Annotated in this window: 29 protein-coding genes; 20 read left to right on the top strand and 9 right to left on the bottom strand. The window is 67.9% G+C overall.

Going from position 1 to position 24172, the window contains the following annotated elements:
- The first annotated feature begins 13 nt into the window (after nucleotides 1-13).
- From J2X65_RS05510 to J2X65_RS05500, 3 genes are all read left to right on the top strand, one after another.
- Nucleotides 14-877: a 23S rRNA (adenine(2030)-N(6))-methyltransferase RlmJ gene (locus J2X65_RS05510; RefSeq protein ID WP_310199088.1), complete on the top strand. Its 864-nt coding sequence runs from the start codon at nucleotides 14-16 to the stop codon at nucleotides 875-877.
- A gap of 147 nt (nucleotides 878-1024) precedes the next feature.
- Nucleotides 1025-1240 (top strand): cold-shock protein, encoded by a 216-nt coding sequence (locus J2X65_RS05505; protein WP_213363602.1) that lies wholly within the window; start codon nucleotides 1025-1027, stop codon nucleotides 1238-1240.
- Nucleotides 1241-1353: 113 nt separating this feature from the next.
- On the top strand, nucleotides 1354-1956 hold the full coding sequence (locus J2X65_RS05500; protein ID WP_310199400.1) for a glutathione S-transferase family protein: 603 nt from the start codon (nucleotides 1354-1356) through the stop codon (nucleotides 1954-1956).
- A 149-nt stretch (nucleotides 1957-2105) separates the two neighbouring features.
- On the opposite strand, the gene J2X65_RS05495 is transcribed toward J2X65_RS05500, so the two are convergent.
- Both J2X65_RS05495 and J2X65_RS05490 read right to left on the bottom strand, forming a co-directional pair.
- Nucleotides 2106-2750 (bottom strand): porin family protein, encoded by a 645-nt coding sequence (locus J2X65_RS05495; RefSeq protein ID WP_310199085.1) that lies wholly within the window; start codon nucleotides 2748-2750, stop codon nucleotides 2106-2108.
- 355 nt (nucleotides 2751-3105) lie between these two features.
- Entirely contained in the window at nucleotides 3106-3714 is a 609-nt protein-coding gene (locus J2X65_RS05490; protein ID WP_310199083.1) for a porin family protein, read from the bottom strand.
- Between the two features lie 293 nt (nucleotides 3715-4007).
- Between J2X65_RS05490 and J2X65_RS05485 the strand changes: the two genes are divergently transcribed.
- Nucleotides 4008-4790: an SDR family oxidoreductase gene (locus J2X65_RS05485; protein ID WP_310199081.1), complete on the top strand. Its 783-nt coding sequence runs from the start codon at nucleotides 4008-4010 to the stop codon at nucleotides 4788-4790.
- 26 nt (nucleotides 4791-4816) lie between these two features.
- On the opposite strand, the gene J2X65_RS05480 is transcribed toward J2X65_RS05485, so the two are convergent.
- Entirely contained in the window at nucleotides 4817-5749 is a 933-nt protein-coding gene (locus tag J2X65_RS05480; protein WP_310199080.1) for a DMT family transporter, read from the bottom strand.
- 137 nt (nucleotides 5750-5886) lie between these two features.
- On the opposite strand from J2X65_RS05480, the gene uvrC reads away from it, so the two are divergent.
- From uvrC to J2X65_RS05460, 4 genes are all read left to right on the top strand, one after another.
- On the top strand, nucleotides 5887-8091 hold the full coding sequence (gene uvrC / locus J2X65_RS05475; protein ID WP_310199078.1) for an excinuclease ABC subunit UvrC: 2205 nt from the start codon (nucleotides 5887-5889) through the stop codon (nucleotides 8089-8091).
- A 127-nt stretch (nucleotides 8092-8218) separates the two neighbouring features.
- On the top strand, nucleotides 8219-8875 hold the full coding sequence (gene pgsA, locus J2X65_RS05470; protein ID WP_310199077.1) for a CDP-diacylglycerol--glycerol-3-phosphate 3-phosphatidyltransferase: 657 nt from the start codon (nucleotides 8219-8221) through the stop codon (nucleotides 8873-8875).
- On the top strand, nucleotides 8872-9123 hold the full coding sequence (gene moaD / locus J2X65_RS05465; RefSeq protein WP_310199075.1) for a molybdopterin converting factor subunit 1: 252 nt from the start codon (nucleotides 8872-8874) through the stop codon (nucleotides 9121-9123). Before pgsA ends, moaD begins: the two co-directional genes overlap by 4 nt.
- Before the next feature lie 4 nt (nucleotides 9124-9127).
- Entirely contained in the window at nucleotides 9128-9637 is a 510-nt protein-coding gene (locus J2X65_RS05460) for a molybdenum cofactor biosynthesis protein MoaE (protein WP_310199074.1), read from the top strand.
- 4 nt (nucleotides 9638-9641) lie between these two features.
- Here J2X65_RS05460 and J2X65_RS05455 read toward each other — a convergent pair whose 3' ends face one another.
- Complete coding sequence (locus J2X65_RS05455) at nucleotides 9642-10160, bottom strand: MarR family transcriptional regulator (protein ID WP_310199072.1); 519 nt, start codon at nucleotides 10158-10160, stop codon at nucleotides 9642-9644.
- Between the two features lie 78 nt (nucleotides 10161-10238).
- On the opposite strand from J2X65_RS05455, the gene J2X65_RS05450 reads away from it, so the two are divergent.
- Both J2X65_RS05450 and J2X65_RS05445 read left to right on the top strand, forming a co-directional pair.
- Nucleotides 10239-10631 carry a VOC family protein gene (locus J2X65_RS05450; protein WP_310199070.1) on the top strand — a complete coding sequence of 131 codons (393 nt, stop codon included), beginning with the start codon at nucleotides 10239-10241 and terminating at the stop codon, nucleotides 10629-10631.
- A gap of 21 nt (nucleotides 10632-10652) precedes the next feature.
- Nucleotides 10653-11048, top strand: a complete 396-nt coding sequence (locus tag J2X65_RS05445; RefSeq protein ID WP_310199068.1) for a DoxX family protein — start codon at nucleotides 10653-10655, stop codon at nucleotides 11046-11048.
- A gap of 59 nt (nucleotides 11049-11107) precedes the next feature.
- On the opposite strand, the gene J2X65_RS05440 is transcribed toward J2X65_RS05445, so the two are convergent.
- Nucleotides 11108-12004, bottom strand: coding sequence for a branched-chain amino acid aminotransferase (locus tag J2X65_RS05440; protein ID WP_310199066.1), 897 nt, complete (start codon nucleotides 12002-12004; stop codon nucleotides 11108-11110).
- A 268-nt stretch (nucleotides 12005-12272) separates the two neighbouring features.
- Between J2X65_RS05440 and J2X65_RS05435 the strand changes: the two genes are divergently transcribed.
- From J2X65_RS05435 to J2X65_RS05420, 4 genes are all read left to right on the top strand, one after another.
- Nucleotides 12273-12860 (top strand): MarR family transcriptional regulator, encoded by a 588-nt coding sequence (locus J2X65_RS05435; protein ID WP_310199064.1) that lies wholly within the window; start codon nucleotides 12273-12275, stop codon nucleotides 12858-12860.
- Between the two features lie 9 nt (nucleotides 12861-12869).
- Nucleotides 12870-13613 carry a response regulator transcription factor gene (locus tag J2X65_RS05430; protein WP_310199062.1) on the top strand — a complete coding sequence of 248 codons (744 nt, stop codon included), beginning with the start codon at nucleotides 12870-12872 and terminating at the stop codon, nucleotides 13611-13613.
- Nucleotides 13614-13720: 107 nt separating this feature from the next.
- Entirely contained in the window at nucleotides 13721-15109 is a 1389-nt protein-coding gene (locus tag J2X65_RS05425) for an ATP-binding protein (RefSeq protein ID WP_310199399.1), read from the top strand.
- 13 nt (nucleotides 15110-15122) lie between these two features.
- Nucleotides 15123-15518, top strand: a complete 396-nt coding sequence (locus J2X65_RS05420; RefSeq protein WP_310199060.1) for a GFA family protein — start codon at nucleotides 15123-15125, stop codon at nucleotides 15516-15518.
- Between the two features lie 15 nt (nucleotides 15519-15533).
- Here J2X65_RS05420 and J2X65_RS05415 read toward each other — a convergent pair whose 3' ends face one another.
- From J2X65_RS05415 to J2X65_RS05400, 4 genes are all read right to left on the bottom strand, one after another.
- Nucleotides 15534-15887, bottom strand: a complete 354-nt coding sequence (locus J2X65_RS05415) for a tRNA-binding protein (protein WP_310199058.1) — start codon at nucleotides 15885-15887, stop codon at nucleotides 15534-15536.
- Nucleotides 15888-15917: 30 nt separating this feature from the next.
- Nucleotides 15918-16742, bottom strand: a complete 825-nt coding sequence (proC, locus tag J2X65_RS05410) for a pyrroline-5-carboxylate reductase (protein ID WP_310199056.1) — start codon at nucleotides 16740-16742, stop codon at nucleotides 15918-15920.
- 128 nt (nucleotides 16743-16870) lie between these two features.
- Nucleotides 16871-17368, bottom strand: a complete 498-nt coding sequence (locus J2X65_RS05405; protein ID WP_310199054.1) for a YbjN domain-containing protein — start codon at nucleotides 17366-17368, stop codon at nucleotides 16871-16873.
- A gap of 233 nt (nucleotides 17369-17601) precedes the next feature.
- On the bottom strand, nucleotides 17602-17868 hold the full coding sequence (locus J2X65_RS05400) for an accessory factor UbiK family protein (protein ID WP_213363620.1): 267 nt from the start codon (nucleotides 17866-17868) through the stop codon (nucleotides 17602-17604).
- Nucleotides 17869-18133: 265 nt separating this feature from the next.
- On the opposite strand from J2X65_RS05400, the gene lgt reads away from it, so the two are divergent.
- The 6 genes from lgt (at nucleotide 18134) to J2X65_RS05370 (ending at nucleotide 24057) form a co-directional block, all read left to right on the top strand.
- The gene (gene lgt / locus J2X65_RS05395; protein WP_310199051.1) at nucleotides 18134-18988 is read left to right on the top strand and encodes a prolipoprotein diacylglyceryl transferase; all 855 of its coding nucleotides are present in this window, start codon (nucleotides 18134-18136) and stop codon (nucleotides 18986-18988) included.
- On the top strand, nucleotides 18985-20151 hold the full coding sequence (locus J2X65_RS05390) for an SAM-dependent methyltransferase (RefSeq protein ID WP_310199049.1): 1167 nt from the start codon (nucleotides 18985-18987) through the stop codon (nucleotides 20149-20151). The genes lgt and J2X65_RS05390 overlap by 4 nt, the downstream gene beginning before the upstream one ends.
- Nucleotides 20148-20912 carry a peptidoglycan editing factor PgeF gene (gene pgeF, locus J2X65_RS05385; RefSeq protein WP_310199047.1) on the top strand — a complete coding sequence of 255 codons (765 nt, stop codon included), beginning with the start codon at nucleotides 20148-20150 and terminating at the stop codon, nucleotides 20910-20912. The genes J2X65_RS05390 and pgeF overlap by 4 nt, the downstream gene beginning before the upstream one ends.
- A 3-nt stretch (nucleotides 20913-20915) precedes the next feature.
- Nucleotides 20916-22073, top strand: a complete 1158-nt coding sequence (locus J2X65_RS05380; protein WP_310199045.1) for a Xaa-Pro peptidase family protein — start codon at nucleotides 20916-20918, stop codon at nucleotides 22071-22073.
- A gap of 95 nt (nucleotides 22074-22168) precedes the next feature.
- Nucleotides 22169-22873 (top strand): hypothetical protein, encoded by a 705-nt coding sequence (locus J2X65_RS05375; RefSeq protein ID WP_310199043.1) that lies wholly within the window; start codon nucleotides 22169-22171, stop codon nucleotides 22871-22873.
- A 230-nt stretch (nucleotides 22874-23103) separates the two neighbouring features.
- Nucleotides 23104-24057 carry a ribose-phosphate pyrophosphokinase gene (locus J2X65_RS05370; protein ID WP_213363626.1) on the top strand — a complete coding sequence of 318 codons (954 nt, stop codon included), beginning with the start codon at nucleotides 23104-23106 and terminating at the stop codon, nucleotides 24055-24057.
- Nucleotides 24058-24172 lie beyond the last annotated feature (115 nt).

Raw genomic sequence — 24172 nt, 5'->3', positions numbered from 1 at the left:
CCGGACGCTTTCGATGAATTACCGCCACGCCTTCCACGCCGGCAATTTCGCCGATGTCGTCAAGCATGTCGTGCTGACGCGCATCCTCGCCTATCTCGGCCAGAAGGACGCCGCCTTCCGGGTGCTCGACACCCATGCCGGCGCCGGGCTCTACGATCTATCCGGCAACGAGGCCCAGCGCACCGGCGAGTGGGAGAGCGGTGTCGGCGCGGTGCTGCGCACGCCATTCAAGCCGGAGATCGAGGCGCTGCTTGCTCCTTGGAAGCAGGTCATCGCCGGGTTCAACCCCGGCCTGGACACCGACCCGTCCGCCTTGCGCCACTATCCCGGCTCGCCGCTCTTCGCCCTCGCCCTCGCCCGTCCGCAGGATCGCTTGCTGTTCTGCGAGACAGAGCCCGGTGTGCGGGCCGCGCTGGGCGACGTCGCGCATGATTTCCGCGCGAAAGTGCTGCCCACCGATGGCTGGCAGTCGCTCACCGCCTATCTGCCACCCAAGGAGCGGCGCGGAGTGGTGCTGGTCGACCCTCCCTTCGAGGAAGCCGGCGAGTTCCACCGCCTCGCCGCCACGCTCGCCGAGGCGTACAAGCGCTGGGCAACCGGCATCTATGCGCTGTGGTACCCGATCAAGGACGTGCGGGCGGTCGATGCCTTCCAGCGCGAGATTGCCCGAGCCGCCATACCCAAGACCCTGCGCATCGAATTCGACCTCAGGACGGTGCGCCAGGCCAGCGTGCTGTCCGGCTGCGGGCTGATCGTGGTCAACCCGCCCTTCACCCTCGCGGACGAGATCCGCACCGTGCTTGCCGCCCTGGCGCCGGTGATGGCGAGCGACGGCGTCGGTCGTTCGCGCGTCGGCTGGCTGATTCCCGAGCGCTGATCCGCCGCGTCCGGCCGTCGCACTTGCACGCCGGATGCCGGTTTTTGCCCTCGGCGTCACATCGCGGCATCGGTCTTGCTTCAGCCTGTCCGTTCGTAAGACCCGGCGGCAGGCGAGCAATGCCGGCGGATGCAAGGAGCAGGCGCGATGGCAATGATGGGAACCGTCAAATTCTTCAACACGGAAAAGGGTTACGGCTTCATCCGCCCGGACGACGGTGGGCGGGATGTTTTCGTGCACGTCTCGGCGGTCACCCGCTCGGGCCTTGGAGCGCTCGCCGAAGGCCAGCGCATCAGCTTCGAGGTCGAACCCGACAAGCGCGGCAAGGGCCCCAAGGCCATCGACCTGCAAGCCGCCGACTGATAGGTCTGCGCTGAAGCGGCGGCATGGCGCCGTCGCCGGATGCCGCGACGCTCCTCTGCGCCGAATGGGCGGGCGAGCGCTGCCGCATGCGCCCCGAAGGCCTGAAGCCAGCGATGATCCTCCGCTCGTCCAAACCCTCTCCATTCGGCCGCAAGGTCAAGATCGGCGCCGTCCTGTGCGGGATCCATCTCGACATCGAATGGGCCGACACCACCGATCCCACCGATTCCGTGCGCCGACAGAACCCGCTCGGCAAGATTCCGGTGCTGCTGCCCGAAGGGGGCACGCCGATCTTCGATTCGCCGGTGATCCTCGAATATCTGGACGGTGTGGCCGGCGGCGGTGTCATCCTTCCCGCTCCCGGGCCGGCGCGCATCCAGGCGCTGGTCGGACAGGCTCTGGCGGACGGCCTGATGGATGCCGCGCTGCTCCAGGTCTATGAAGTGCGCTTCCGCAGCGAGGAACAGCGCACCCCGGCCTGGATCGACAATCAGGCCGGCAAGGTGGCGCGCGCCCTGAAGGTGTTGGAATCGGCCCCGCCGGCCAAGGCGGCGACCTCGTCCGGCATCGACGTGGCGGAGATCGCCACCGCCTGCGCTCTCGGCTATCTCGACCTGCGCTTCGAGGGCGGCTGGCGGGCCGATCACCCGGCGCTGGTCGATTGGCTCGACGCCTTCGCCGCACGCGTGCCCGCTTTCGAGGCAACGCGGGCCTGAAGCACGCAAGTGGCTTCGCAAGCAGCTTGGCCAAGTCGTTGCGGCAAATTCGTTGCGGGGTCTTTCGCAACAATCCATGAAAAAGGCCCCGGAGCTGACCCCGGGGCCTTGAGACACGCGTGGCCGGCGCCCGTAGGCGCCGATCGCGATCAGAACTTGTAGTTCAGACCGACGCGGGCGATGTTCAGGTTAACACCGGCATTGGCGCCGATGTTCTCGTAATAGTCGTCGCCAAGATCGACATAGAGATATTCGGCCTTGACGGTCCAGTTCGGCAGGAAGGCGTATTCCACGCCGGCGCCGAGGGTCCAGCCGGTCTGGGTCGAGCTCTCGCTCCAGCCCAGCGCCTCGTTGGTGATCTTGTTGCTGCCATAGGCGAAACCGCCGGTGACATAAGGCAGCACGGTGTCGAACGCGTAGCCGAGGCGGGCGCGAACGGTACCGAAATACTCCATCTCGGACTTCACGCCGAAGGCGGAGTCCTCGATGCCGGAGCCCTGGATGTCGGCTTCGACGCCGATCACGACGTTGTTGCCGAGCTGGTAGTTGAAGCCGACCTGACCACCGCCGAGCCAGCCCGCCGGATCAATGCCGAGATCGTCGGCATAGCCGTTGCTGCTGCCCCAGGCGTAGCCGGCATTGGCGCCGAGATAGAAGCCGGTCCAGGAGAACACCGGGACGGGCGCAACAACCGGAGCCTTCGTCGGGTAGGGCTGCGCGATGTCGGCAGCAAAGGCCGGAGCCGCAACCAGGAGGGCGGCGAGGGCAACGCCCGAGGTGAGGATCTTCTTCATAACGTACTCTCCGAGCAAAACTGCTGAACTCGATGCAGTTGAGGGTGAGATAGAAGGGCAGCTTGTCATGTCGAGGGCCGGAATGCGGCGAAAACCGCGAGAACCCGCCACAAGCTGGCTGCCTCGAATGGTGAGAACCGCTCTCGACCCCGCCTGGATGCTGGATTTCGGGAGGTAGCGACCCGCCCGCTTCCCAGGCAATCCCAGCTACATTTTTGCCATGATTGCGTAGCGTTTGATCTAGGACGTAGCAAAAATGCAACAAATCAGATCACGCGCCGGCCCCAACGCAAAAGGCGGCCCCACCGGGAGCCGCCTTGCCGGATGACAGAGCGCCGGCGTTCCGGCGCGATTGTCAGAACTTGTAGTTGACGCCGAGACGCAGGATGTTGGCGGTGGTGCCGATATCCAGCGGGCCGGCGATGGTGTCGTAGGTCTCGGTGCCGAGATCGACATAGAGATACTCGGCCTTGACGCTCCAGTTCGGCGAGAAGGCATATTCGCCGCCCGCGCCGATCGTCCAGCCGGTGTTGGTCTGCTTGTTGGAGAGGCCGGCCAATTCGTAATTGCCGCGGCCATAGGCGAAGCCGCCGGTGCCGTAGATCAGGAACTGGTCGACGGCCCAGCCGAGACGGGCGCGCACCGTGCCGAAATAATCCAGCGAGAAAGTGGGGCTTTCGATGTTGGTGGCCTGAATGTCGGTCTCGATGCCGACGACCAGCGGGCTACCGGCGAACTGCCAATTATAGCCGGCCTGGATACCGCCAAGGAAGCCATTGGTGTCGTCGGAGAAATCCGCCTCACCCCAGCCATAGCCGGCATTGGCGCCGAGATAGAAGCCGGTCCAGGTAAAGACGGGAACCGGAGCGGCATAGGCGGCCGGAGCGGGGTAGCTGAGGTCGGCGGCGGACGCCGGCACGGCGACCGTCGCAGCGAGGGCGATGCCCGCGAGAAGTGCTTTCATGATCGTCTCCCATTCATCCGGGCAGCAGCGCACCCGGGTTCAATTCGATAGGGTCGACGGTCACATAAGATTATGAGCAAAGTCTTATGGCATTTCGTAACCTGATATTATCATTAACAGTTCGTATACAGGCGCCACGAATGAAAACCACATCCATTCCCAAGAATTAAATCCTGCAGTTTCAGTCATATCGCATGGATGATGGTTAGCCGTTCGTTAACGCTCAGGATTGAAACCGCCTTTCCCGGTGACGCCGCGTTGGACAGCTTCCTCGCTCCGGTTCATGAAGAGACATGACCTCACCTGCTCCGCCTTCTTCTGCTGCCGCGCGCCCGCTCGCCCTCGTCACCGGTGGCGCGGTCCGCATCGGCCGCGCCATTTCCCTTGCTCTGGCGGCGGCGGGCTATGATCTGGTCATTCATACCCGGCGCCCGGAGCCGGCGGCCGAAGCCGCATGTGCCGAGATCGAGGCGCGTGGCGGCCGTGCTCATCTGCTGCATGCCGAGCTCTCGGATGCCGATGCGGTTGCGGGTCTGCTTCCCGCCTGCGCCGCCTTCGGCACGCTGCGATTGCTGGTCAACAATGCCTCGGAATTTCATCCCGATGCCGCCGGCGCGCTGGTGCTCGGGCTGTGGGATCGGCATTTCGCCGTCAATCTGCGCGCCCCGGTCTTCCTCGCCGAGGCCTTCGCCGCGCAACTTCCGGCCGACCGGACGGGCGTCGTCGTCAACCTCATAGATCAGCGTGTGCTGAAACCGACGCCGCATTACCTGTCCTACAGCCTGACCAAGCAGGGCCTCTGGGCCGCGACACGGTTGCTGGCCCAGGGGCTCGCCCCGCGCGTGCGCGTCAATGCGGTCGCCCCCGGGCCGACCCTCGCCAATATCCGCCAGAGCCCCGAGGATTTCGCGCGCCAGGGCGCGGCGGTGCCGCTCGGCCGCGGGCCGAGGCCGGAGGAGATCGCCGAGGCGGTGCTGTTTCTGGCGCGGGCCGAAAGCATCACCGGCCAGTTGCTCACCGTCGATGGCGGCCAGCATCTCGCCTGGCAGACCCCGGATACCGAGGTGCCCGACTAGCGGCCGGCGCCGCGATAGGGAGCCGGCTATCCGCGCCGGTCACTCAGGGTGAACCAGCCGACGCTTGTCATCACCAACGCGGCACCGGCAAATTCCAGCAGACTCGCCGTCTCGCCCAGCACCAGGAAGGCCAGCACCATGGTCGCCACCGGGCTCACCGTCGAGATCATCGAGTTCGCCTGCGCCGAGATGCGCTTCAGCGCCGCGTTCATCAGGAAGGTCGGCAGCACCGTGGCGCCGATGGCGATGAGCAAGGAGAGCATCAGCACCCGCGGCGAGACCATCAGCCCGGCGATCGGGCGGATCAGGACGAACTGCCCCAGCGCCAGCACCGAGGCCGAGATCATCGCCACGCAGGTGAACAGCGCCGAGCCGATGCTGTTCAGCAGCTTGCGGGCCATGAGCTGATAGAGCGCGAAGCTGATGGCCGCCATGCCGACGAACATCGCGCCGCGCGCCACGTCGGTGCCGACGGTCGCCAGCCCTTCCATGAAGATCAGCGCCAATCCGCCATAGGCGATGAGGAAGGTCCACAGGGCCTTGAGCCGGATCGGCTGACCGAACAGCAGCGCCCCGAACAGCACCACGAAAAGCGGGTAGGTGAACAGTATCAGCCGCTCGAAGGAGGCAGAGATATATTGCAGCCCGAGGAAATCGACATAGCTGGAGAACCAGTAGCCCAGCGCGCCGACGGCCGCCGATTGCGCGAAGATGCTGAAGCCCGGCAGCGGCTCGCCGCGCACGCGCATGGACCGCAGCGCAAGGGCGCCGATCGCCAGATAGAACGGCAGCGAGAACGCCATGCGCAACGCCAGCAGCGTCTCGGGGTCGATGCCCTCGCCATAGGCGAGCTTGATGATGATGCCCTTGGAAGCGAACAGGATCGCCCCCGCGGCGCCATAGGCATAGCCGGCGAGCGGAACGGCGGGCTTGACGGGAGCATCAGACAAAGAGGACATGCCGTCCCCTTAGTCCCATTTCGCCGCCGGCGCAGCACCGAGTTTGCGCATATCTCCCATCACGCTCCCGGTGCTGGCACGGTAGAACCGCGGCGCCCCCTGTTCCTGGCCGACCCGAATCCATATTTTAGGCGCACATGATCGCTCGCCCCCACCCGAACGCGCCCGAACCGGAGATCGACGACGCCGAGATGGCGGAGATCGAGGACGAGGCGCCGCTGCTTCTCGACGAGCCGGACGAGGCCGCGCCGGCGGCCGGTTCGCTCGCCTCGGGCCGTGCCGCCATTCTGCGGGCGGTGAAGCACGCGCCGATCGGTGCCGGTGTCTACCGCATGCTCGATGCCGAGGGCGCGGTGCTCTATGTCGGCAAGGCGAAGAGCATCAAGAAGCGCATCATCGCCTATACAAGACCGACCGGGCTGACCAACCGCATCTTCCGCATGGTGTCGGCCACCGCCGAGATGGAATTCATCTCAACGCAGACCGAGACCGAGGCGCTGCTGCTCGAGGCCAACCTCATCAAGCAGTTGCGCCCGCGTTTCAACGTGCTGCTGCGCGACGACAAGTCGTTCCCCTACATCCTCATCACCAGGGATCACGTCTCGCCGCAGATCACCAAGCATCGCGGCGCCCGCTCGAAGCCGGGCGACTATTACGGCCCCTTCGCCTCGGTCTGGGCGGTGAACCGCACCATCAACGCGCTGCAGAAGGCGTTCTTGGTCCGCTCCTGCTCGGACAGCTATTATGAGGCGCGCACCCGCCCCTGCCTGCTGTTCCAGATCAAGCGCTGCGCCGGTCCCTGCACCGGCGAGGTCAGCCACACCGACTATGCCGAATATGTCGAGGAGGCCCGCGACTTCCTGTCCGGCAAAAGCCGGGCGGTGAAGGAGCAGTTGGCCCGCGAGATGGAACAGGCCTCGGAAACACTGGAATTCGAGCGCGCCGCCGCCCTGCGCGACCGCCTCGCCGCGCTCTCCGCGGTGCAGGGCTCGCAGGGCATCAACCCGCGCTCGGTGGAGGAGGCGGACGTGTTCGCCATCCATCAGGAGGGCGGCGCCACCTGCGTGCAGGTGTTCTTCTTCCGCACCGGGCAAAACTGGGGCAACCACGCGCTCTATCCGCGCGCCGACCGTTCGCTGGAGCCCGGCGAGGTGCTCGGCTCCTTCCTCGCGCAGTTCTATGAGGACAAGCCGCCGCCGCGGCTCATCCTGCTCAGCCATGCGGCGGAGGAGAGCGCCCTGCTTGCCGAGGCCTTGAGCGAGCGCAGCGGTCACAAGGTCGAGATCGCGGTGCCGCAACGCGGCGAGAAGCGCGAACTGGTCGAGCACGCCATGCAGAACGCCCGCGAGGCACTCGGCCGCAAGCTCGCCGAGAGCGCCAGCCAGGCGCGGCTGCTCGACGAACTCGCCCGCGCCTTCGCGCTGCCGAGGAGTCCGCGCCGCATCGAGGTTTACGACAACAGCCACATCATGGGCTCGAACGCGGTGGGCGGCATGATCGTCGCCGGGCCGGAAGGCTTCGCCAAGAGCCAGTACCGCAAGTTCAACATCAAGAACACCGACCTCGCGCCGGGCGACGATTACGGCATGATGCGCGAGGTGCTGCGCCGGCGTTTCTCGCGACTGCTGCGCGAGGCGCCGCGGGCTGACGACAGGCCCCCTGCGCCGGTCGGCGATACGGAATCGCTCGCCAATCCCGATGCGACCGCGCTCCCGAACACGCTCCCTGCTCCCTCTCCCCGAGGGGGAGAGGGCTGGGGTGAGGGGGAAGCCACGCCAACCGATCAGCCACCCTCCCCCCTCGCCGACCGGCTTCGCAAGCCACCTCTCCCTGCCGGCGAGAGGGAAGAAGGCGTGACGGAGGAGCCCTTTCGCGACACCCCGGAAGGCTGGCCCGACCTGGTGCTGATCGACGGCGGCGCCGGCCAGTTGAAGGCGGCGGCGGAGGCGCTGGCCGAGCTCGGCGTGACCGACGTGCCCCTGGTCGGCGTCGCCAAGGGGCCGGACCGCGATGCCGGCCGCGAGAGCTTCTTCATTGCCGGCCGCGAGCCGTTCCGGCTGGAGCCGCGCGACCCGGTGCTCTATTTCGTGCAGCGGCTGCGCGACGAGGCACACCGCTTCGCCATCGGCTCCCACCGCGCCCGCCGCAGCAAGGACATCGCCCAGGGCGGCCTGCAGGAGATTCCCGGCATCGGCCCCACCCGCAAGCGTGCGCTGCTTCATCATTTCGGTACGCTGAAGGCGATCGAGCGCGCCTCGCTCGCCGATCTCGAAGCGGTGCCGGGGGTGAATGCCGCCACGGCGCGAGCCGTGTATGATTTTTTCCATGCCGGACCTCGTTGAGGTCGGGCTGCACGCCGACAGCAGCGCGACACCGCGCGATGGCCGTTACTTTGCCGTGAAATACCCGCAGTAGATTGACGTGCGCCCGCAGGGTGGTTACGTCCCAGTCAAGGAACCGGACAGAGTCATGGTCGACGTCGCGCCCGCCCGCAATACGGTGACCGAACCCGCACAGGCCGGATCTGTGCGGAGCAAGCGGGCGCATACCTATGCTCTCCCCAATCTGCTGACCTATGCCCGCTGCGTGGCGGTGCCACTGCTGGTCGGCTGCCTGTTCTGGGCCGATATCCTCGCCGGCGGCCTTTGGCTGCGCTGGGCGGCGCTCGGCATCTACGTCGTCGCCGCCATCACCGATTTCTTCGATGGCTATCTCGCCCGCATCTGGTCGCAGCAATCGGCGATCGGCCGCATGCTCGATCCCATCGCCGACAAGCTGCTGGTCGCCGCCTCGCTGCTGATGATGGCGTCGGACGGCACCATCCGCGGCTGGTCGCTGTGGGCGGCCGCGGTCATCCTGTGCCGCGAGATCCTGGTTTCCGGCCTGCGCGAATTTCTTGCTGAGCTGCGGGTCAGCGTGCCCGTCACCCGCCTCGCCAAGTGGAAGACCACGGCGCAGCTGGTCGCGGTCGGCGTGCTGCTGGCCGGCCCGGCGGCCGACGCGCTGCTACCCGGCACCACCCTCGCCGGCATCGTGCTCTTGTGGATCTCGGCGCTGCTCACACTTTATACCGGGTGGGATTATTTCCGGGCCGGTGCCCGTCACCTGATCGAGGACGAAGCGTGAAGATCCTCTATTTCGCCTGGGTGCGGGAACGCATTGGGCGTGAGGCCGAGGAGGTCGAGGCTCCGGAGGAGGTGCGCACCGTCGCCGAACTCGCCGCCTTCCTCGCCGCTCGTGGCGAGGGCTATGCCGAGGCGTTCAAGGAACCCAGGGTGGTGCGCGCCGCCATCGACCGCCGCCATGCCCGGCCGGACGCGCCGATTGCCGGCGCGCGCGAGATCGCGTTCTTTCCGCCGATGACCGGAGGCTGAGGCCATGCCGGCTGCAGCCCCACCCGACGACCGCTTCACCGTCCGCATCCAGGCCGAGGATTTCGACACCGCCGCCGAGGTCGCCGCCCTCTCGGCCGGACGGGTCGATATCGGAGCCGTCGTCACCTTTTCCGGCCTGTGCCGCGCCGACGATGCGGGCGATTCCGCGCCGAACGGCAGCCGTCTGGTCGCGCTGACGCTCGAACATTATCCCGGCATGGCGGAAGAAGAGATCCGCCGCCTCGTCGACGAGGCCCGCGCGCGCTGGCCGCTGCTCGGCGCCACGGTGATCCACCGCCATGGCCGCATCGTCCCCGGCGAGAACATCGTGCTGGTGGTCACCGCCTCGCCGCATCGCGGCGCCGCCTTCGACGCCGCCGCCTTCCTCATGGACTGGCTGAAGACCCGCGCGCCGTTCTGGAAACTGGAAGAACGCGCGGAAGCCAGGAGCTGGGTCGCGGCCAAGGAGGCCGACGACGCGGCGGCGGAACGGTGGACCGCCGGCACCCCCTGAGCCGCTACGGCTTCGCCGCTTCCATCGAGGCCGCGAGCTTTGCCAGAAGGCCGGCCAGCTGGTCGCGCTCCTCGCCGGTCAGCCCGGCGAGCAGCCCCGCCTCCACCTCCATGTCGGCGCGGAATGCCGCCTCCGCCCGCTCCCTGCCCTCCGCCGTCAGTTCCACCAGCAGGCTGCGCGCATCGCTCTCGCTCGGCCGCCGCGTCACCAACCCGGCCTTCTCCAGCCGCGCCAGCCGGTCGGTCAGCCCGCCGGAGGAGATCATCAGCGCCTGGAACAGCTCGGTCGGCCGCAACCGATAGGGTGGACCGGCGCGCCGTAGTGTTGAGAGCACGTCGAATTCCCCGGCATCGAGCCCATGGGCGGCGAACACTGCCTCGATCGGCGGGCGTGCCCACAGGGTGATCCAGCGCGCCCGTCCCAGCACCGCCATGCCCTGCGTATCCACGTCCGGCAATTCCCGCGCCCATTGCCGCCGCCGCTGCTCGACATGGTCGGCTGTCGGCGCCGATTGTCTTGACATCGAGATATCTCCATTTATCTTGATATCGAGATAAATCATTCGTGGCGCGGATCAAGCGCTTTCCGGAAGGAGGAGACGATGCAGGTCAACGGCATCGATCACGTCGTGCTGCGGGTCGGCGATCTCGATGTCGCCACCCGCTTCTACTCACAGGTTCTCGGTTGCCCGCTCGAGCGGCGGCAGGAGGCGATCGGCATGGTCCAGTTGCGCGCCGGTGGGGCACTGATCGACCTCGTCGCCGTCGACGGCCCGCTCGGCCGGCGCGGCGGTGCCGCTCCCGGTGCGGAGGGGCGCAACCTGGATCATCTGTGTCTGCGTATCGCCGGCTTCGAGCCGGAGCGGATTCGTTCGGAACTCGCCGCCCACGGCATCGCCGCCGATGCCGCCGTCCTCCGCTACGGCGCCGCCGGCGAAGGCCCATCCATCTATCTGCGCGACCCCGACGGCAATGGCGTCGAGCTGCGCGGCTGAACCCGGGATCGGAGAACCCTCATGCCCTCCTCGTTGATGGTGCCGGCCGGCTACATCCTCACCGGCCTGTTCGCCGCCTTCCTGCTGATCGCCTCGATCGGGCCCAAGCTGGCCGGCGCCAGCGTGGCGACCGAGTCCATGGCCGCGCTGGGCTGGCCGGCCAGCCACACGCTGATGATCGGCCTCGTCGAGCTCGGTTGCCTGGCACTGTATCTCGTCCCGCGCACCAGCCTCCTCGGCGCGGTGCTGATGACCGGTCTGCTCGGCGGTGCCATCGCCACGCAGCTGCGGGTCGGCAACCCGCTGTTCAGCCATGTGCTGTTCAGCGTCTATCTCGGCCTGTTCATGTGGGGCGGGTTGTGGCTGCGCGCGCCATGGCTGCGCGTGCTGTTCCCGGTCGTCGCGGCCGCTCGCTGAGCGCACACGAAAATGCCGGCCCGAAGGCCGGCATTTGAAGGGTTCTGCGGCGCCGCAACTCAGGCCGCCGAGGCGGCCGCCTTCTTCGGCTGCACCGCCGCGGTGTAGTCGTCGAATAGCGTCTTGGTCACCGGGCCGGGCTGGAAATGCGTGCCGGCGATCTCCGACACCGGCGTGACCTCGGCGGCGGTGCCGGTGATGAAGCATTCGTCGAAGCTCGACAGCTCCTCCGGCATGATCGCCCGCTCCTGCACCTCGATGCCGCGGCGCTTGGCCAGCTCGATCACGGTCTGGCGGGTGAGGCCGTTCAGGAAGGCGTCCGCCTCCGGCGTGTGGATCACCCCGTCCTTCACGAAGAACACGTTGGCCCCGGTGCACTCGGCGACGCGCCCGCGCCAGTCGAGCATCAGCGCATCGGCATAGCCTTCGCGCTCGGCGGCGTGCTTGGAGATGGTGCAGATCATGTAGAGGCCGGCCGCCTTCGAGGTCGAGGGCGCGGTCAGCGGATCGGGGCGGCGATATTTCGCCATGCCGATGCGGATGCCCTTCAGACGCTCCGCCGGATCGAAATAGCTCGGCCATTCCCACGCCGCGATGGCGAGGTGGATCTGGTTGTGCTGCGCCGAAACGCCCATCATGTCCGAGCCGCGCCACGCCACCGGGCGCAGATAGGCATCGACCAGGTTCTGCTTGACGAGAATCTCGCGGCAGGCGGCGTTGATCTCCGCCTCGCTGTAGGGAATCTCGAAGTCGAGCAGGCGCGCACTCTCCTTCAGCCGGATCGTGTGCTCATCCAGCTTGAAAATCTCGCCGCCATAGGCGCGCTCGCCCTCGAATACACAGCTGCCATAATGCAGGCCGTGGGTCAGTACATGGACCTTGGCATCCGTCCACGGCACGAAGGCGCCGTCATACCAGATCCAGCCACTGCGTTTGTCGAAGGGTTCGCTTGCCATGGTACTGTCTCCCGAACGGGGCTCGCCGCCTGCCATGATCCGGCGACGTCGCCCATCTTGTCCTTAAAGCATGTCCTACCCGGTCGCGTGCGTTTTTCCGCGCATATTTTGCTTCGCAGGCCAAGTACATCTATCGTGAACGCCGTCGAACGAACTGCCGTCCGGCCTCGCCGACGCGTCTGTCCGACGCAAGGTCGTTCCGAGGCTTCCGAACGATCCTTTCGTCAGACAGGGCTTCTTGGTAACGATCATAACGAAAAAAGTCAACATGGCTGACATAAATGTCTCGCAACCGCCTCACGCCAATGCGGCGGATCCCGACCCCGCCGCAGCGGGCGACGCCGCGCCGCGCAGCCAGATCGACCTGATCGAGCTGCTGTTCTTCGCCTATCGCAACTTCGTCAGCGACCCGGACAAGGTGCTGCAGGGCTATGGCTTTGGCCGCGCCCATCATCGGGTGCTGCATTTCGTCAACCGCCACCCCGGCATGCGGGTCACCGATCTGCTCGACATACTGCGCATCACCAAGCAGAGTCTGGGCCGGGTGCTGCGCGAGCTGGTCGATGGCGGCTTCGTCGACAGCCGCGCCGGCTCCTCCGACCGGCGCCAGCGGCTGCTGCATCTCACGCCGAAGGGGGCGGCGCTGGCGCGCGATTTCGTCGCCATCCAGTCGCAGCGCATCGAAAAGGCGCTCGCCGCCTGCTCGCCGGGCGCGCGCGAGGATGTCCGCCGCTTTCTTGTCGCCATGATCGATGCCGAAGATCAGGCGGCGGTGGAGAAGCTCATCGTCCGCGCCGACCTGGCCGCCGTCTCGGGCGGCACGCGCCCCGGCAAGGCGCCCGCCCGTCCCCGCTAGGAGACCTTCATGCTCGACGCCGCCAATCCCGGCCCTTCCCCCTCCGCCCGGCCGCGCATGGCGACGCCGGCCGACGATGCCGTGCACCTGCTTATCGTCGACGACGACCGCCGCATCCGCGACCTGCTCTCCCGCTTCCTGTCCGAGCAGGGCTACCGGGTGACGACGGCCGAGTCGGCGGACGATGCCCGCGGCCGCCTCGCCGGCCTCACCTTCGACCTGCTGATCCTCGACGTGATGATGCCGGGCATGAGCGGTCTCGACCTCGCGAAGCTGGTGCGCACGGAATCGACCGTCCCGATCCTCATGCTCACCGCCCGCTCGGAGACCGAGGACCGCATCAAGGGGCTGGAGATCGGCGCCGACGATTATCTCGCCAAGCCCTTCGAGCCGCGCGAGCTGCTGCTGCGCATCAACAACATCCTGAAGCGCTCCACCGTCCCTCCGACCCAGGCCATCGAATCGGTGCGCTTCGGGCCGTTCGTCTTCCATCTGGAGCGTGGCGAATTGCTGCGCGACGGGGAGCTGGTCCGTCTCACCGACCGTGAACGCGACATGCTGCGCGTGCTCGGCGAGCGGCCCGGCGAGACGGTGCCGCGCCAGGCGCTGGTGGCGCCGGGCATCTCCGCCGGCGACAGGGCGGTCGACGTGCAGGTGAACCGCCTGCGCCGCAAGATCGAGCGCGATCCCGCCAACCCGGCTTATCTGCAGACGGTGCGCGGCATCGGCTACCGGCTGGTCGTGGCGCCTTGAGCCTGCTCGACGATCAGCGGCTGGGCGCCGCCCGCCACTTCCTGCGCGATGTCGCGGCGCGCATGCGGGCGAAAAATGCCCGCCTCGCCGCGCGCATCGATCGCGCGATGCCGAAAAGTGCCCATGTCGCCTGGGAAGCCGCGTGCGGCGCCAATGCCCGCTTGCGGGCGAACAATGCCCGTTTCGGCTCCTGGTTCAACAGCGTCATGCCGAAGGGCCTCTATGCCCGTTCGCTGATCATCATCGTCACGCCGATGGTGATCCTGCAATCGGTGCTGGCCTTCGTGTTCATGGAGCGTCATTACAATACCGTAACCCGCCGCCTTTCCGCCGCGGTATCGCAGGACATCTCCGCCATCGCCGATCTCGCCGTCGCCTTTCCCACGTCCGAGGGCCGCGAGCGCATCAAGCAGATCGCCCAGTCGTCGATGGGCCTGTCGGTCGACTTCCTGCCGGACGAGCACCTGCCGCCGCCGGGCCCCAAGCCGTTCTTCTCCATTCTGGATTCCAACTTCACCGGGGAGTTGGGCAAGCGGCTGCGCCGGCCGTTCTGGACCGATACCGTCGGCAATTCCAACCTCATCGAGGTGCGGATCCAGTTCGACGACATGGTGATGCGGATCTTCGCCCGCCGCAGCCAGGCCTATCTGTCGAATTCGCACATCTTCCTGGTGTGGATGGTCGGCACCTCGCTGGTGCTGCTCGCCGTCGCCATCCTGTTCCTGCGCAACCAGATCAAGCCGATCGAGGCGCTGGCCGACGCCGCCATCGCCTTCGGCAAGGGCCGCGACGTCGCCGGCTTCCGGCCGCGTGGCGCCCGCGAGGTGCGCGGCGCGGCGCTGGCGTTCCTGGAGATGCGGCGGCGCATCGAGCGGCAGATCGAGCAGCGCACCACCATGCTGGCCGGCGTCAGCCACGACATGCGCACCATCCTCACCCGCTTCAAGCTGGAGCTGGCCTTCCTGAACGAGGCCGAGACCGACGCCCTGCGCAAGGATGTCGACGAGTTGCAGAGCATGCTGGAGGCCTATCTCGCCTTCGCCCGCGACGACATGGGCGAGCCGCCGGTGCTCACCGACATCGCCCGCCTCATCGAGGAGGCCCGCATCAATGGCGAGCGCCACGGCGCCAGCGTCACCTCCGCCTTTTCCGGCGACCCGATGGTGACGCTGCGTCCCGACGCCTTCCGCCGCTGCCTGGCCAATCTGGTTGCCAATGGCTGGCGCTACGCCGATCGCATCGATATCAACGGCGCCCGCGCCGAGCGCTGGCTGATCGTGACGGTGGACGATAACGGCCCCGGTATCCCGCCGGAGCGGCGCGAGGAAGTGTTCCGGCCGTTCTTCCGGCTGGACGAGGCACGCAACCAGGATGCCGGCGGCTCGGGGCTCGGCCTCACCATCGCCCGCGATGCCGCCCGCGCGCATGGCGGCGACGTCACCCTCGGCGACAGCCCGCTCGGCGGCCTGAGGGCGACGATCCGCATCCCGGTGTGAGGACGGGCGGCGAATGATCCGGCGCTATCAGGGTGGCTGCCTGTGCGGCGGCATCCGCTTCGAAGCGGTCGGCCCAGCCGGCAACCCGCATAGCTGCTCGTGCCGCACCTGCCAGCGGCACACCGGCGCACCCACGGCGCTGTGGGTGGAATTTCCCGCCGACCGCATCGTCTGGACCGGACCGGCCGGCCGTCCATCGACCTATCGATCCTCGGATATCTCCAGCCGCGCCTTCTGCCCGACTTGCGGCAGCACGATCGGCGCGCTCGATGATGCCCCGGTGGTTGCGCTGCTGGTCGGCACTTTCGACGACGCCACCTCGCCGGAACTGGTGCGCGCCGAGCATTCATTCACCGACCGGCGGCCGGCTTGGTGGCATGTCCAGATCAGGCCGGATGAGACGGGATGAGCCGACCGCGCGGCCTCAGAACAGCCTTGCGCCGTTCGGCACTTCGCGGTCGGGGGCGAACAGCACCACCGCACCCTCCTCATCGGGGAAACCGAGGGTGAGCACCTCCGACATGACCGGCCCGATCTGGCGTGGCGGGAAGTTCACCACCGCCGCCACCTGCCGGCCGATGAGATCCTCCGGCGCATAATGCACGGTGATCTGTGCCGTGGACTTCTTCACCCCGACATGCGGGCCGAAGTCGATCATCAGCTTCAGCGCCGGCTTGCGAGCCTCGGGAAAAGGTTCGGCCTGGATGATGGTGCCGATGCGGACATCGATCTTCAGGAAATCGCCGATGTCGATGGTCGTGGCGGGTGCAAGGCTCATGACATCCTCCCTGTCGATGTGTCGGCCGGCTCAGCCCGCCAGTTCGCGCGAGCGGCGGGCGGCAGCGGCGACCGCCTCGGTCAGCAGCGGCCCGAACCCTTTCGTCTCGTCCATCAGCACCGCGAGCGCGGCCGCCGTGGTGCCGTTCGGCGAGGTGACGTTGCGGCGCAGCTGCGCCGGGTCGATGCCGGAGCGGACGATCAATTCGCCGGCGCCGGCAACGGTGGCCCGCGCCAGCCGGTCGGCCATGTCAGGCGGTAGCCCGGCCCTGGTACCGGCCTCGGCCAGCGCCTCGGCGAGAAGGAACACATAGGCCGGCCCTGATCCCGACACCGCGGTGGCGACGTCGATCAGATCCTCGCGCTCCACCCATTCGCAGCCGCCGGTGGCCTTGAGCAGCGCATCGGCGATGCGCATCTGCTCCGGCGAGACCGACGCATTCGGCACCGCGACGGTGATGCCGCGCCCGATCGCCGCCGGCGTGTTGGGGATCGAGCGCACCACCGCCGTGCCCGGAGCGAAATAACCCTCGAGAAAGGCGAGCGTGCGGCCCGCCATCACCGAGACCACCAGCGTGTCCGGCCCAGCGAGGGGCGCCACCCTGGCGAGCACGTCGGGGGCCACCTGCGGCTTGACCGCCAGCAGCATCACCGCCGGCACCCCGCCATTGAGCGGGTTGAGCGCCACGCCGCGCGCCTCCAGCATCGCCGCCACTTCCGGCGGCGGACCGGGATCGACCACCGCGATGCGGGCCGGCTCCAGCCCAAGGCTGATCCAGCCCTGGAGCATGGCGCCGCCCATCTTGCCTGCGCCCACCAAAAGGACGCGGCCGGGAATGTCGGAAAGAGAAGCCATAGGTTCGCCTCGCACGTCTGCGCCGCCGCAGCGGTATCGGGCGAGGAATTACCGGATTCGCCCGATCAATGCTGCCCCACCTGTACCGTGTCCACGGCGCCGCGCGGCGGTCGGGGGCTAACGTCCCGTTACGCCTCGCCGACCGTCTCGAACAGAGTGGCGTCCATCGCTTCCCGCGCCGACTTGCCGGCCCAGACCACGAACTGGAACGCCGGGAAATAGCGTTCCACCGCCTCCACAGCCACTTCCATCAGCACTTCGCACTGGCGGTCGGTCGCCTCCGCTCCAGCGAGCAGCAGGGCGTGGCGGAACATGATCACGCCCTCCTTCGACCACAGGTCGAAATGGCCGACCCACATCTGCTCGTTGATCAGCGAGAGCAGGCGCAGCACCTCGTTCTTGCGCTTCTCCGGCACCTTGAGATCGAAGGCACAGGCGATGTGCAGCGCTTCCACCTCGTCCATCCACTGGAAGGAGACATGGCAATCGGTCCACCGCCCTTCCACCGAAATGGTGATTTCGTCCTCGGCCGATCGCTCGAACGACCATTCGTTCAGCGCGGCCATGCGCTCGACGAGATCGAGCGGGTTGAGGCGGGTGTCGGCTTCGAAATCGGTATAGGTCATGCTCGACCTCGCGAGGCTGGGACGCGGGAGGGGGTCGAACGCACGCAACGCGGACAGCAGGCCGGCAACCCTTTCGTTCTCCGAACGAATCGCCGTAATCCGACTATATCGCGCTGAATCCGTACCTCGCTACGACCGTTCGTGGGTGATCGCCTCTCGACAATCAATAGATTGAAGGTGTCAGGGATTCGCCGGGCGCCGCAAGCATTGCGGCCCGGCGTCCACAACAGCTCTCACTCGGGTGTTTCGAGCTTGGCGAGCCGGGCTTCCAGCGCCGCCAGCCGTGCCTCGAGCTTCTCGTTTTCCTCGCGGGCGGCGGCAGCGAGATCCTTCACCGTGTCGAACTCCTCGCGCGTCACCACGTCGAGCTCGCGCAGGACCCGTTCAGCCTGAGCGCGCATCACCGTCTCGGCTTCGCGCCGCACGCCGGTGGCGACGCCGGCGGCGTCGTTCATCAGTCGCGCAAAATCATCGAAGATGCGGCTCGTGGTCTGGGTCATGGCTATTTTCTCCCGGCTTGGCGCCTCAAGATCAACAATGGGGCGCAAGTGCCCGCACCGCAAGGGCGCAGCGACGCCCACGCCCATGTTCCACATGCCCGGCGGCAGTGAAACGCGCCTTCGATCGGCCATGCGGGGGCGGCCCGGGTGCATCTCCGGCCTTGATCCTGTCACGCCGGGGGGGCAAGACCGTGGCGGCGTCGCCGCCGCACGAGTCGTGCAGCGGCCGGTCGCGCCGCCATCGGTCCCGCATTCCGGACGCTCCATGCTGATCGCGACACCCCCACTTCTCGTCCTGCCCTTCCCGGCCATCGATCCGGTGCTGATCCAGCTCGGCCCCTTCGCCATCCGCTGGTACGCACTTGCCTATGTCGCCGGCCTGCTCATCGGTTGGTGGCTGGCGAAGAAGTTCTGCGCCACGCCGGCGCTGTGGGGCGGCACGTCCGCCATTCCGCCGGAGGAGTTCGACGACGCCGTGGTGTGGATCGCCTTCGGCGTCATCCTCGGCGGGCGGCTCGGCTATGTGTTGTTCTACAACCTGCCTTATTACGCTTCCCACCCGATGGAGGCGCTCACCGTCTGGCACGGCGGCATGTCCTTCCATGGCGGCTTCCTCGGCTCCATCCTTGCCATGGCGCTGTTCTGCCGGCGCCGCGGGCTGCCCCTGATGTCGATGCTGGATATCGCCGCCGCCGTGGTGCCGATCGGCCTGTTCCTCGGCCGGCTCGCCAATTTCATCAATGGGGAACTGTGGGGCCGCGTCACCGACGTGCCCTGGGCTTTCGTCTTCCCGACCGGCGGCCCCGAGCCGCGCCATCCGAGCCAGCTCTATGAGGCGGCGCTGGAGGGCGTCGCCATCTTCGTCATCCTCCAGGTCGCGATCCATGGCTTCAAGGCACTGGCGCGACCTGGCATCGTCGGCGGCCTGTTCGTCATGCTGTACGGCCTCTCGCGGATCGTCGTGGAATTCGTGCGCGAGCCCGATCCGCAGCTCGGCTATCTCGCCGGCGGCTGGCTGACCATGGGCATGCTGCTCTCGGTGCCGATGGTGCTGTTCGGCGCCTGGCTCGCCTGGCACTCCTCGCGCCGCCCGCCGCTGAACGAGCGCGCACCCGCATGAGCGGAGCGTCGACCCCGCTGGCGCATGAGCTCGCCGCCCGCATCGTCGAGGACGGGCCGCTCACCATCGCCGATTACATGGCCGCGTGCCTGCTGCATCCCCGCCACGGCTATTATTCCACCCGCGAGCCGTTCGGGCAGGGTGGCGACTTCGTCACCGCGCCGGAAATCAGCCAGATGTTCGGCGAACTCGTCGGGCTGTGGGCGGCCGATAGCTGGATGCGGCTCGGCTCCCCGGCGCCCTTCACCCTCGCCGAACTCGGCCCCGGCCGCGGCACCTTGATGGCCGACGCCTTGCGGGCCGCCCGCATCGTCCCCGGCTTTCTCGACGCCGCCCGCTTGGTGCTGGTCGAGGCGTCCCCGCGCCTGCGCGAGGTGCAGAAGCGTGCCCTCGCCGGCCACGCCGTCGAATGGGCCGACCGCGTCGAGGACCTGCCCGCCGGCCCGCTGATCCTCCTCGCCAATGAATTCGTCGACGCGCTGCCGATCCGCCAGTTCGTCCGGGTCCCGGAGGGCATCGCCGAGCGCATGGTCGGCCTCGACGAGGCCTCCCCTCCCGGCGCCGGCGCCCTCGCCTTCGGCCTGCGCCCCGGCGCCCGGCTGGAGCCAGATGCCGAGCGGCGGCTGCTCGCCGCCCCGGCCGGCGCGGTGCTGGAAATCTGCCCGCTCGGCCAGAGCGTCGCCGCCCATGTCGCCGCCCGCCTTGGGCGCGACGGCGGCGCGGCGCTGTTCGTCGATTATGGCCACAAGGGTGAACGCGAGCCCTTGGGCGGGTTTGGCGACACGCTGCAGGCGCTGCGTGCCCATGTCTATGACGACCCGCTCGCCCATCCCGGCGCGGCCGATCTCACCGCCCATGTCGACTTCGCCGCGCTGGCGGTCGCCGCGCGGAAAAACGGCGCCCGCGCCTTCGGCCCCGTCGGCCAGGGCGAATGGCTGGAGCGCCTCGGCCTTCCTGCCCGCGCTGCGCGGCTCAAGCGCGATGCCGGCCCGGAAGCCGCCGCCGCCATCGATGCCGCCGCGCTTCGGCTCGCTGGCACCCATGAACAGGGCATGGGCGCCCTCTTCAAGGCGCTCGCGCTGGTGCATCCTTCCCTCGGCACCCCGGCCGGATTCGCGGCCGGCGAAGAGTTCGTCGGGAACATCGGAGACGAAACCGCATGAAGGTCGAATCCCCCGCCCTCAAGGCGCTGCCCGGCATCCGCCACGCGTTCTTCACCCGCGAGGGTGGCGTGTCGGAGGGCATGTATGCCGGCCTCAATGGCGGCACCGGCTCGGGCGATGCGGCGGAGAATGTCGCCGAGAACCGCGCCCGCATGGCCGCCGCGCTCGGCGTGCCGCCGACGCATCTGCTGACCGCCTGGCAGATCCATTCGCCGGACTGCCTCGTGGCCCGCGCGCCGTGGGAGGAGCGGCCCAAGGCCGACGCGGTGGCGACCGATACGCCCGGCGTCGCGGTCGGCATCGCCATCGCCGATTGCGGCCCGGTTCTGTTCGCCGATGCGCAGGCCGGCGTCGTCGGCGCCGCCCATGCCGGCTGGAAGGGCGCGGTCGGCGGCGTGCTCGATTCCACCCTCGCCCGCATGGAGGAACTCGGTGCCCGGCGCGAGCGCGTTGTCGCCGCCATCGGCCCGCTGATCCGCCAGCCGAGCTACGAGGTCGGGCCCGAATTCGTCGCCAACCTCACCGCCCTCGAGGCCGGGAACACCCGCTTCCTCGCACCGTCCGAGCGCGCCGGCCACGCGATGTTCGACCTGCCCGGCTACATCGCCGCCCGGCTGACCCGCCTCGGCGTCGGCACGGTCGAGGATCTCGGCCTCGACACCTATGCCGACGAAACCCGCTTCTACTCCTATCGCCGCGCCACCCATCGCGGCGAGCCCGATTACGGCCGGCTGATCGCCGCCATCACCCTGGTGCCTTGAGCCATGAGCCTGCATTTCACCACACTGGAATTCGAACGCCGCAAGAACCGCCTGCTGGCGGCGATGGCCGAGCGGCAGCTCGACGGCATGCTGATGTTCCAGCAGGAATCGATGTACTGGCTCACCGGCTACGACACGTTCGGCTTCTGCTTCTTCCAGTCGCTCTGGCTCGGCGCCGACGGCCGCTTCGCCCTGCTCACCCGCTCGGCGGACCTTCGGCAGGCGCAGCACACCTCGCTCATCGAGGACATCCGCATCTGGCGCGATTCCGCCACCTCCACGCCGCAGCAGCAATTGCGCGACATGGTGGCCGATCTCGGCGGCGCGCATGCCCGCATCGGCGTCGAGTATGACAGCTACGGCCTCACCGCCGCCAACGGCCGCAAGCTCGACGCCGCCTTCGACGGCTTCGCCGCCCTCGACGACGCGTCCGGCCTCGTCGACTATCTGCGCGCGGTGAAGTCGGAGGAAGAGATCTTCTATGTCCGCAAGGCCGGCCAGCTGGCGCTCGATGCCCGGCAGGCGGCCATCGAGCTGATCGGCGCCGGTGCTGACGAGGGCGACATCCTCGCGGCCATGCAGGGCGCCGTCTTCAAGGGGGGCGGCGACTACCCCGGCAACGAGTTCATCATCGGCTCCGCCCGCGACGCCCTGCTCTGCCGCTACAAGTCCGGCCGCCGGCGCCTCGATGCGCGCGACCAGATCACCCTCGAATGGGCCGGCACCTACCGTCATTATCACGCGGCGATGATGGAAACCGCGATCGTGGGTCGCCCCCGCGACCGCCACATCGACCTGTTCAACGCCGCCCGGCTGGCGCTGGAGGCCTGCGCCGCCACCATCGCGCCCGGCCGCACCGCCGGCGAGGTGTTCGCCGCCCATGCGCAGGTGATGGACGGCCACGGCCTCGCCGATCACCGGCTGGCCGCCTGCGGCTATTCGCTCGGCGCCAAGTTCACCCCGTCCTGGATGGACCCGCCGATGTTCTACGAGGGCAATCCCTGGGTGCTGGAGCCCGGCATGGTCATGTTCGCCCACATGATCCTGATGGACAGCGAGACCGAAACCGCCATGTGCCTCGGCCGCACCTTCCTCGTCACCGTTAACGGTAACGAGCCGTTAACGGGCGCCCCTCTGGACCTTATCGTTAATTCCCGTTAACGATTTGCGCCGGATGTGCCGGCGACGGCGCGGCCGCGCCGAATCGCTTCGGTACGGTCATGCGCCGCGACCGGCCCACAAGGGGGCGGCGCTTGATGATCCAACAGCTTGGCCGGCGGTTTTGTCAGCTCGTGCCGGCAGCGGCGGCCACCGTCGTCGCCCTTGGGCTGGCCGCCTGCCAGACCGGCGGCGCCGGCAAGCCGGTTGCGAGCGCCACCAGCCCTGAGACCTCAAGCGCGCAGCCGGCCCGCGCCGTCGCCTCGCGCACCGCCGGCGCCAAGGCGCTTGCCTTCGAATCGATCGATGGCCCTCCGGAGCCGGTGTTCGACCAGCTGGTCTCCAGCCTGTCCGCCGAGGCCGGCGCCCGGCGTATCCCGGTCGCCTCCCGCGACAGCAATGCGCCCTATCGGGTGCGCGGCTATCTCCTCGCCGTCGTCGAGAACGGCAAGGGCAGCGTCGATTGGGCGTGGGACGTCTATGACAAGGACCGCGAGCGGGTGCTGCGCGTCTCCGGTGCCGAGCCCGCCGGGGCCGGCGGCGATGTCTGGGCCAATGTCGATCAGGCCATGCTGGACCGTATCGCCGCGCAAAGCCTGGCCGAGATTTCCAGCCGCCTCGCCGAGAACCCGACCGCGCCGCGCAAGCCGGTCAGCGAGCCCGCGGCGGCGGCCGAGCCGGCTGCGACCGAGGATCCCTATGAGCCGGTGCGCACCGATGACGGCCCGCCGGTTGCCGCGGCCGGCGACGAGGTGCCGGCGCCGGAATCCGCCTCGACCCTCGCCCTCACCGCCAGCCCCTGACGTTTCAAAGGCCGCTCGCCGAATCCCGGATCCCGGTCGCCGGGACGATCTCCACCCCGATGCTGCGGAGGCATCACCGCCTTGCCATCCGGGTGCAGGCCTCGCCCAGATCCCGCGCCAGTGTGGCTTTACAGGGCAGGCCGGCCCGCCTATCAGAACCTCGCGACGGCCGTGAGACGGCCGCGAGGTGATCTTACGCGGTGAATCTACGGCTTGGAGCGCGCGCCGGAATGTCCAGCAATAACGGGTCGATCAAACTGGTCGCGGGCAACAGCAACCGCCCCCTCGCCGAAGCGATCGGCGCCTATCTCGCCACCTCGCTGACCAAGGCGGTGGTGCGGCGCTTCGCCGATATGGAGATCTTCGTCGAGATCCAGGAGAATGTGCGCGGCAAGGACGTGTTCGTGCTGCAGTCCACTTCCTTCCCGACCAATGATCACCTGATGGAATTGCTCATCATGATCGATGCGCTGCGCCGCTCCTCGGCGCGCCGCATCACGGCGGTGCTGCCCTATTTCGGCTATGCAAGGCAGGATCGCCGCTCCTCCGGCCGCACGCCGATCTCCGCCAAGCTGGTCGCCAACCTGATCACCCATGCCGGTGCCGACCGCGTCCTCACCGTCGATCTGCATGCCGGGCAGATCCAGGGTTTCTTCGACATCCCGACCGACAACCTGTTCGCCGCCCCGGTGATGGTGCAGGACGTCAAGTCGCGTTTCGATCTCAACGACATCACGGTCGTGTCGCCGGATGTCGGCGGCGTGGTGCGCGCCCGCGCGCTGGCCAAGCGCATCGACGCCCAACTCGCCATCGTCGACAAGCGCCGCGAGCGGCCGGGCGAGAGCGAGGTGATGAACGTCATCGGCGACGTGCGCGGCAAGCGCTGCATCCTCGTCGACGACATCATCGATTCCGGCGGTACGCTGGTGAATGCCGCCGACGCGCTGCTGGAGCGGGGCGCCACCGAGGTGCATGCCTATATCAGCCACGGCGTTCTGTCCGGCGGCGCGGTGGCCCGGGTCACCGCCTCCAACCTCAAGGAGCTGGTGATCACCGATTCCATCCAGCCGACCGAGGCGGTCCGGGTGGCGCGCAACATCCGCGTCATCTCCATCGCCAGCCTGCTGGCCGAGGCGATCGGGCGCACCGCGCATGAGGAAAGCGTCTCCAGCCTGTTCAACTGAGACGATTTTTCGTCGGTTCCGCCCTCACTTACCGCAGCGCACACGATTCTGTGCGCGCTGCGCCATGCTCCTTCCACTTTTCAGCCGCATGTGTCGGGCTCGTTGAATCAAACGG

It is taken from the genome of Ancylobacter sp. 3268, from assembly GCF_031456575.1.
In the GTDB taxonomy this organism is placed as follows: Bacteria; Pseudomonadota; Alphaproteobacteria; order Rhizobiales; family Xanthobacteraceae; genus Ancylobacter.
This window is presented reverse-complemented; position numbering and strand designations above follow the sequence as displayed.

Bases quoted from the DNA above. Each gene is read 5' to 3' on its own strand.
- J2X65_RS05510 (WP_310199088.1), top strand. From the start codon at position 14: ATGAATTACCGCCACGCCTTCCACGCCGGCAATTTCGCCGATGTCGTC.
- J2X65_RS05505 (WP_213363602.1), top strand. From the start codon at position 1,025: ATGGCAATGATGGGAACCGTCAAATTCTTCAACACGGAAAAGGGTTAC.
- J2X65_RS05500 (WP_310199400.1), top strand. From the start codon at position 1,354: ATGATCCTCCGCTCGTCCAAACCCTCTCCATTCGGCCGCAAGGTCAAG.
- J2X65_RS05495 (WP_310199085.1), bottom strand. From the start codon at position 2,750: ATGAAGAAGATCCTCACCTCGGGCGTTGCCCTCGCCGCCCTCCTGGTT.
- J2X65_RS05490 (WP_310199083.1), bottom strand. From the start codon at position 3,714: ATGAAAGCACTTCTCGCGGGCATCGCCCTCGCTGCGACGGTCGCCGTG.
- J2X65_RS05485 (WP_310199081.1), top strand. From the start codon at position 4,008: ATGACCTCACCTGCTCCGCCTTCTTCTGCTGCCGCGCGCCCGCTCGCC.
- J2X65_RS05480 (WP_310199080.1), bottom strand. From the start codon at position 5,749: ATGTCCTCTTTGTCTGATGCTCCCGTCAAGCCCGCCGTTCCGCTCGCC.
- uvrC (WP_310199078.1), top strand. From the start codon at position 5,887: ATGATCGCTCGCCCCCACCCGAACGCGCCCGAACCGGAGATCGACGAC.
- pgsA (WP_310199077.1), top strand. From the start codon at position 8,219: ATGGTCGACGTCGCGCCCGCCCGCAATACGGTGACCGAACCCGCACAG.
- J2X65_RS05460 (WP_310199074.1), top strand. From the start codon at position 9,128: ATGCCGGCTGCAGCCCCACCCGACGACCGCTTCACCGTCCGCATCCAG.
- J2X65_RS05455 (WP_310199072.1), bottom strand. From the start codon at position 10,160: ATGTCAAGACAATCGGCGCCGACAGCCGACCATGTCGAGCAGCGGCGG.
- J2X65_RS05450 (WP_310199070.1), top strand. From the start codon at position 10,239: ATGCAGGTCAACGGCATCGATCACGTCGTGCTGCGGGTCGGCGATCTC.
- J2X65_RS05445 (WP_310199068.1), top strand. From the start codon at position 10,653: ATGCCCTCCTCGTTGATGGTGCCGGCCGGCTACATCCTCACCGGCCTG.
- J2X65_RS05440 (WP_310199066.1), bottom strand. From the start codon at position 12,004: ATGGCAAGCGAACCCTTCGACAAACGCAGTGGCTGGATCTGGTATGAC.
- J2X65_RS05435 (WP_310199064.1), top strand. From the start codon at position 12,273: ATGGCTGACATAAATGTCTCGCAACCGCCTCACGCCAATGCGGCGGAT.
- J2X65_RS05430 (WP_310199062.1), top strand. From the start codon at position 12,870: ATGCTCGACGCCGCCAATCCCGGCCCTTCCCCCTCCGCCCGGCCGCGC.
- J2X65_RS05425 (WP_310199399.1), top strand. From the start codon at position 13,721: ATGCCGAAAAGTGCCCATGTCGCCTGGGAAGCCGCGTGCGGCGCCAAT.
- J2X65_RS05420 (WP_310199060.1), top strand. From the start codon at position 15,123: ATGATCCGGCGCTATCAGGGTGGCTGCCTGTGCGGCGGCATCCGCTTC.
- J2X65_RS05415 (WP_310199058.1), bottom strand. From the start codon at position 15,887: ATGAGCCTTGCACCCGCCACGACCATCGACATCGGCGATTTCCTGAAG.
- proC (WP_310199056.1), bottom strand. From the start codon at position 16,742: ATGGCTTCTCTTTCCGACATTCCCGGCCGCGTCCTTTTGGTGGGCGCA.
- J2X65_RS05405 (WP_310199054.1), bottom strand. From the start codon at position 17,368: ATGACCTATACCGATTTCGAAGCCGACACCCGCCTCAACCCGCTCGAT.
- J2X65_RS05400 (WP_213363620.1), bottom strand. From the start codon at position 17,868: ATGACCCAGACCACGAGCCGCATCTTCGATGATTTTGCGCGACTGATG.
- lgt (WP_310199051.1), top strand. From the start codon at position 18,134: ATGCTGATCGCGACACCCCCACTTCTCGTCCTGCCCTTCCCGGCCATC.
- J2X65_RS05390 (WP_310199049.1), top strand. From the start codon at position 18,985: ATGAGCGGAGCGTCGACCCCGCTGGCGCATGAGCTCGCCGCCCGCATC.
- pgeF (WP_310199047.1), top strand. From the start codon at position 20,148: ATGAAGGTCGAATCCCCCGCCCTCAAGGCGCTGCCCGGCATCCGCCAC.
- J2X65_RS05380 (WP_310199045.1), top strand. From the start codon at position 20,916: ATGAGCCTGCATTTCACCACACTGGAATTCGAACGCCGCAAGAACCGC.
- J2X65_RS05375 (WP_310199043.1), top strand. From the start codon at position 22,169: ATGATCCAACAGCTTGGCCGGCGGTTTTGTCAGCTCGTGCCGGCAGCG.
- J2X65_RS05370 (WP_213363626.1), top strand. From the start codon at position 23,104: ATGTCCAGCAATAACGGGTCGATCAAACTGGTCGCGGGCAACAGCAAC.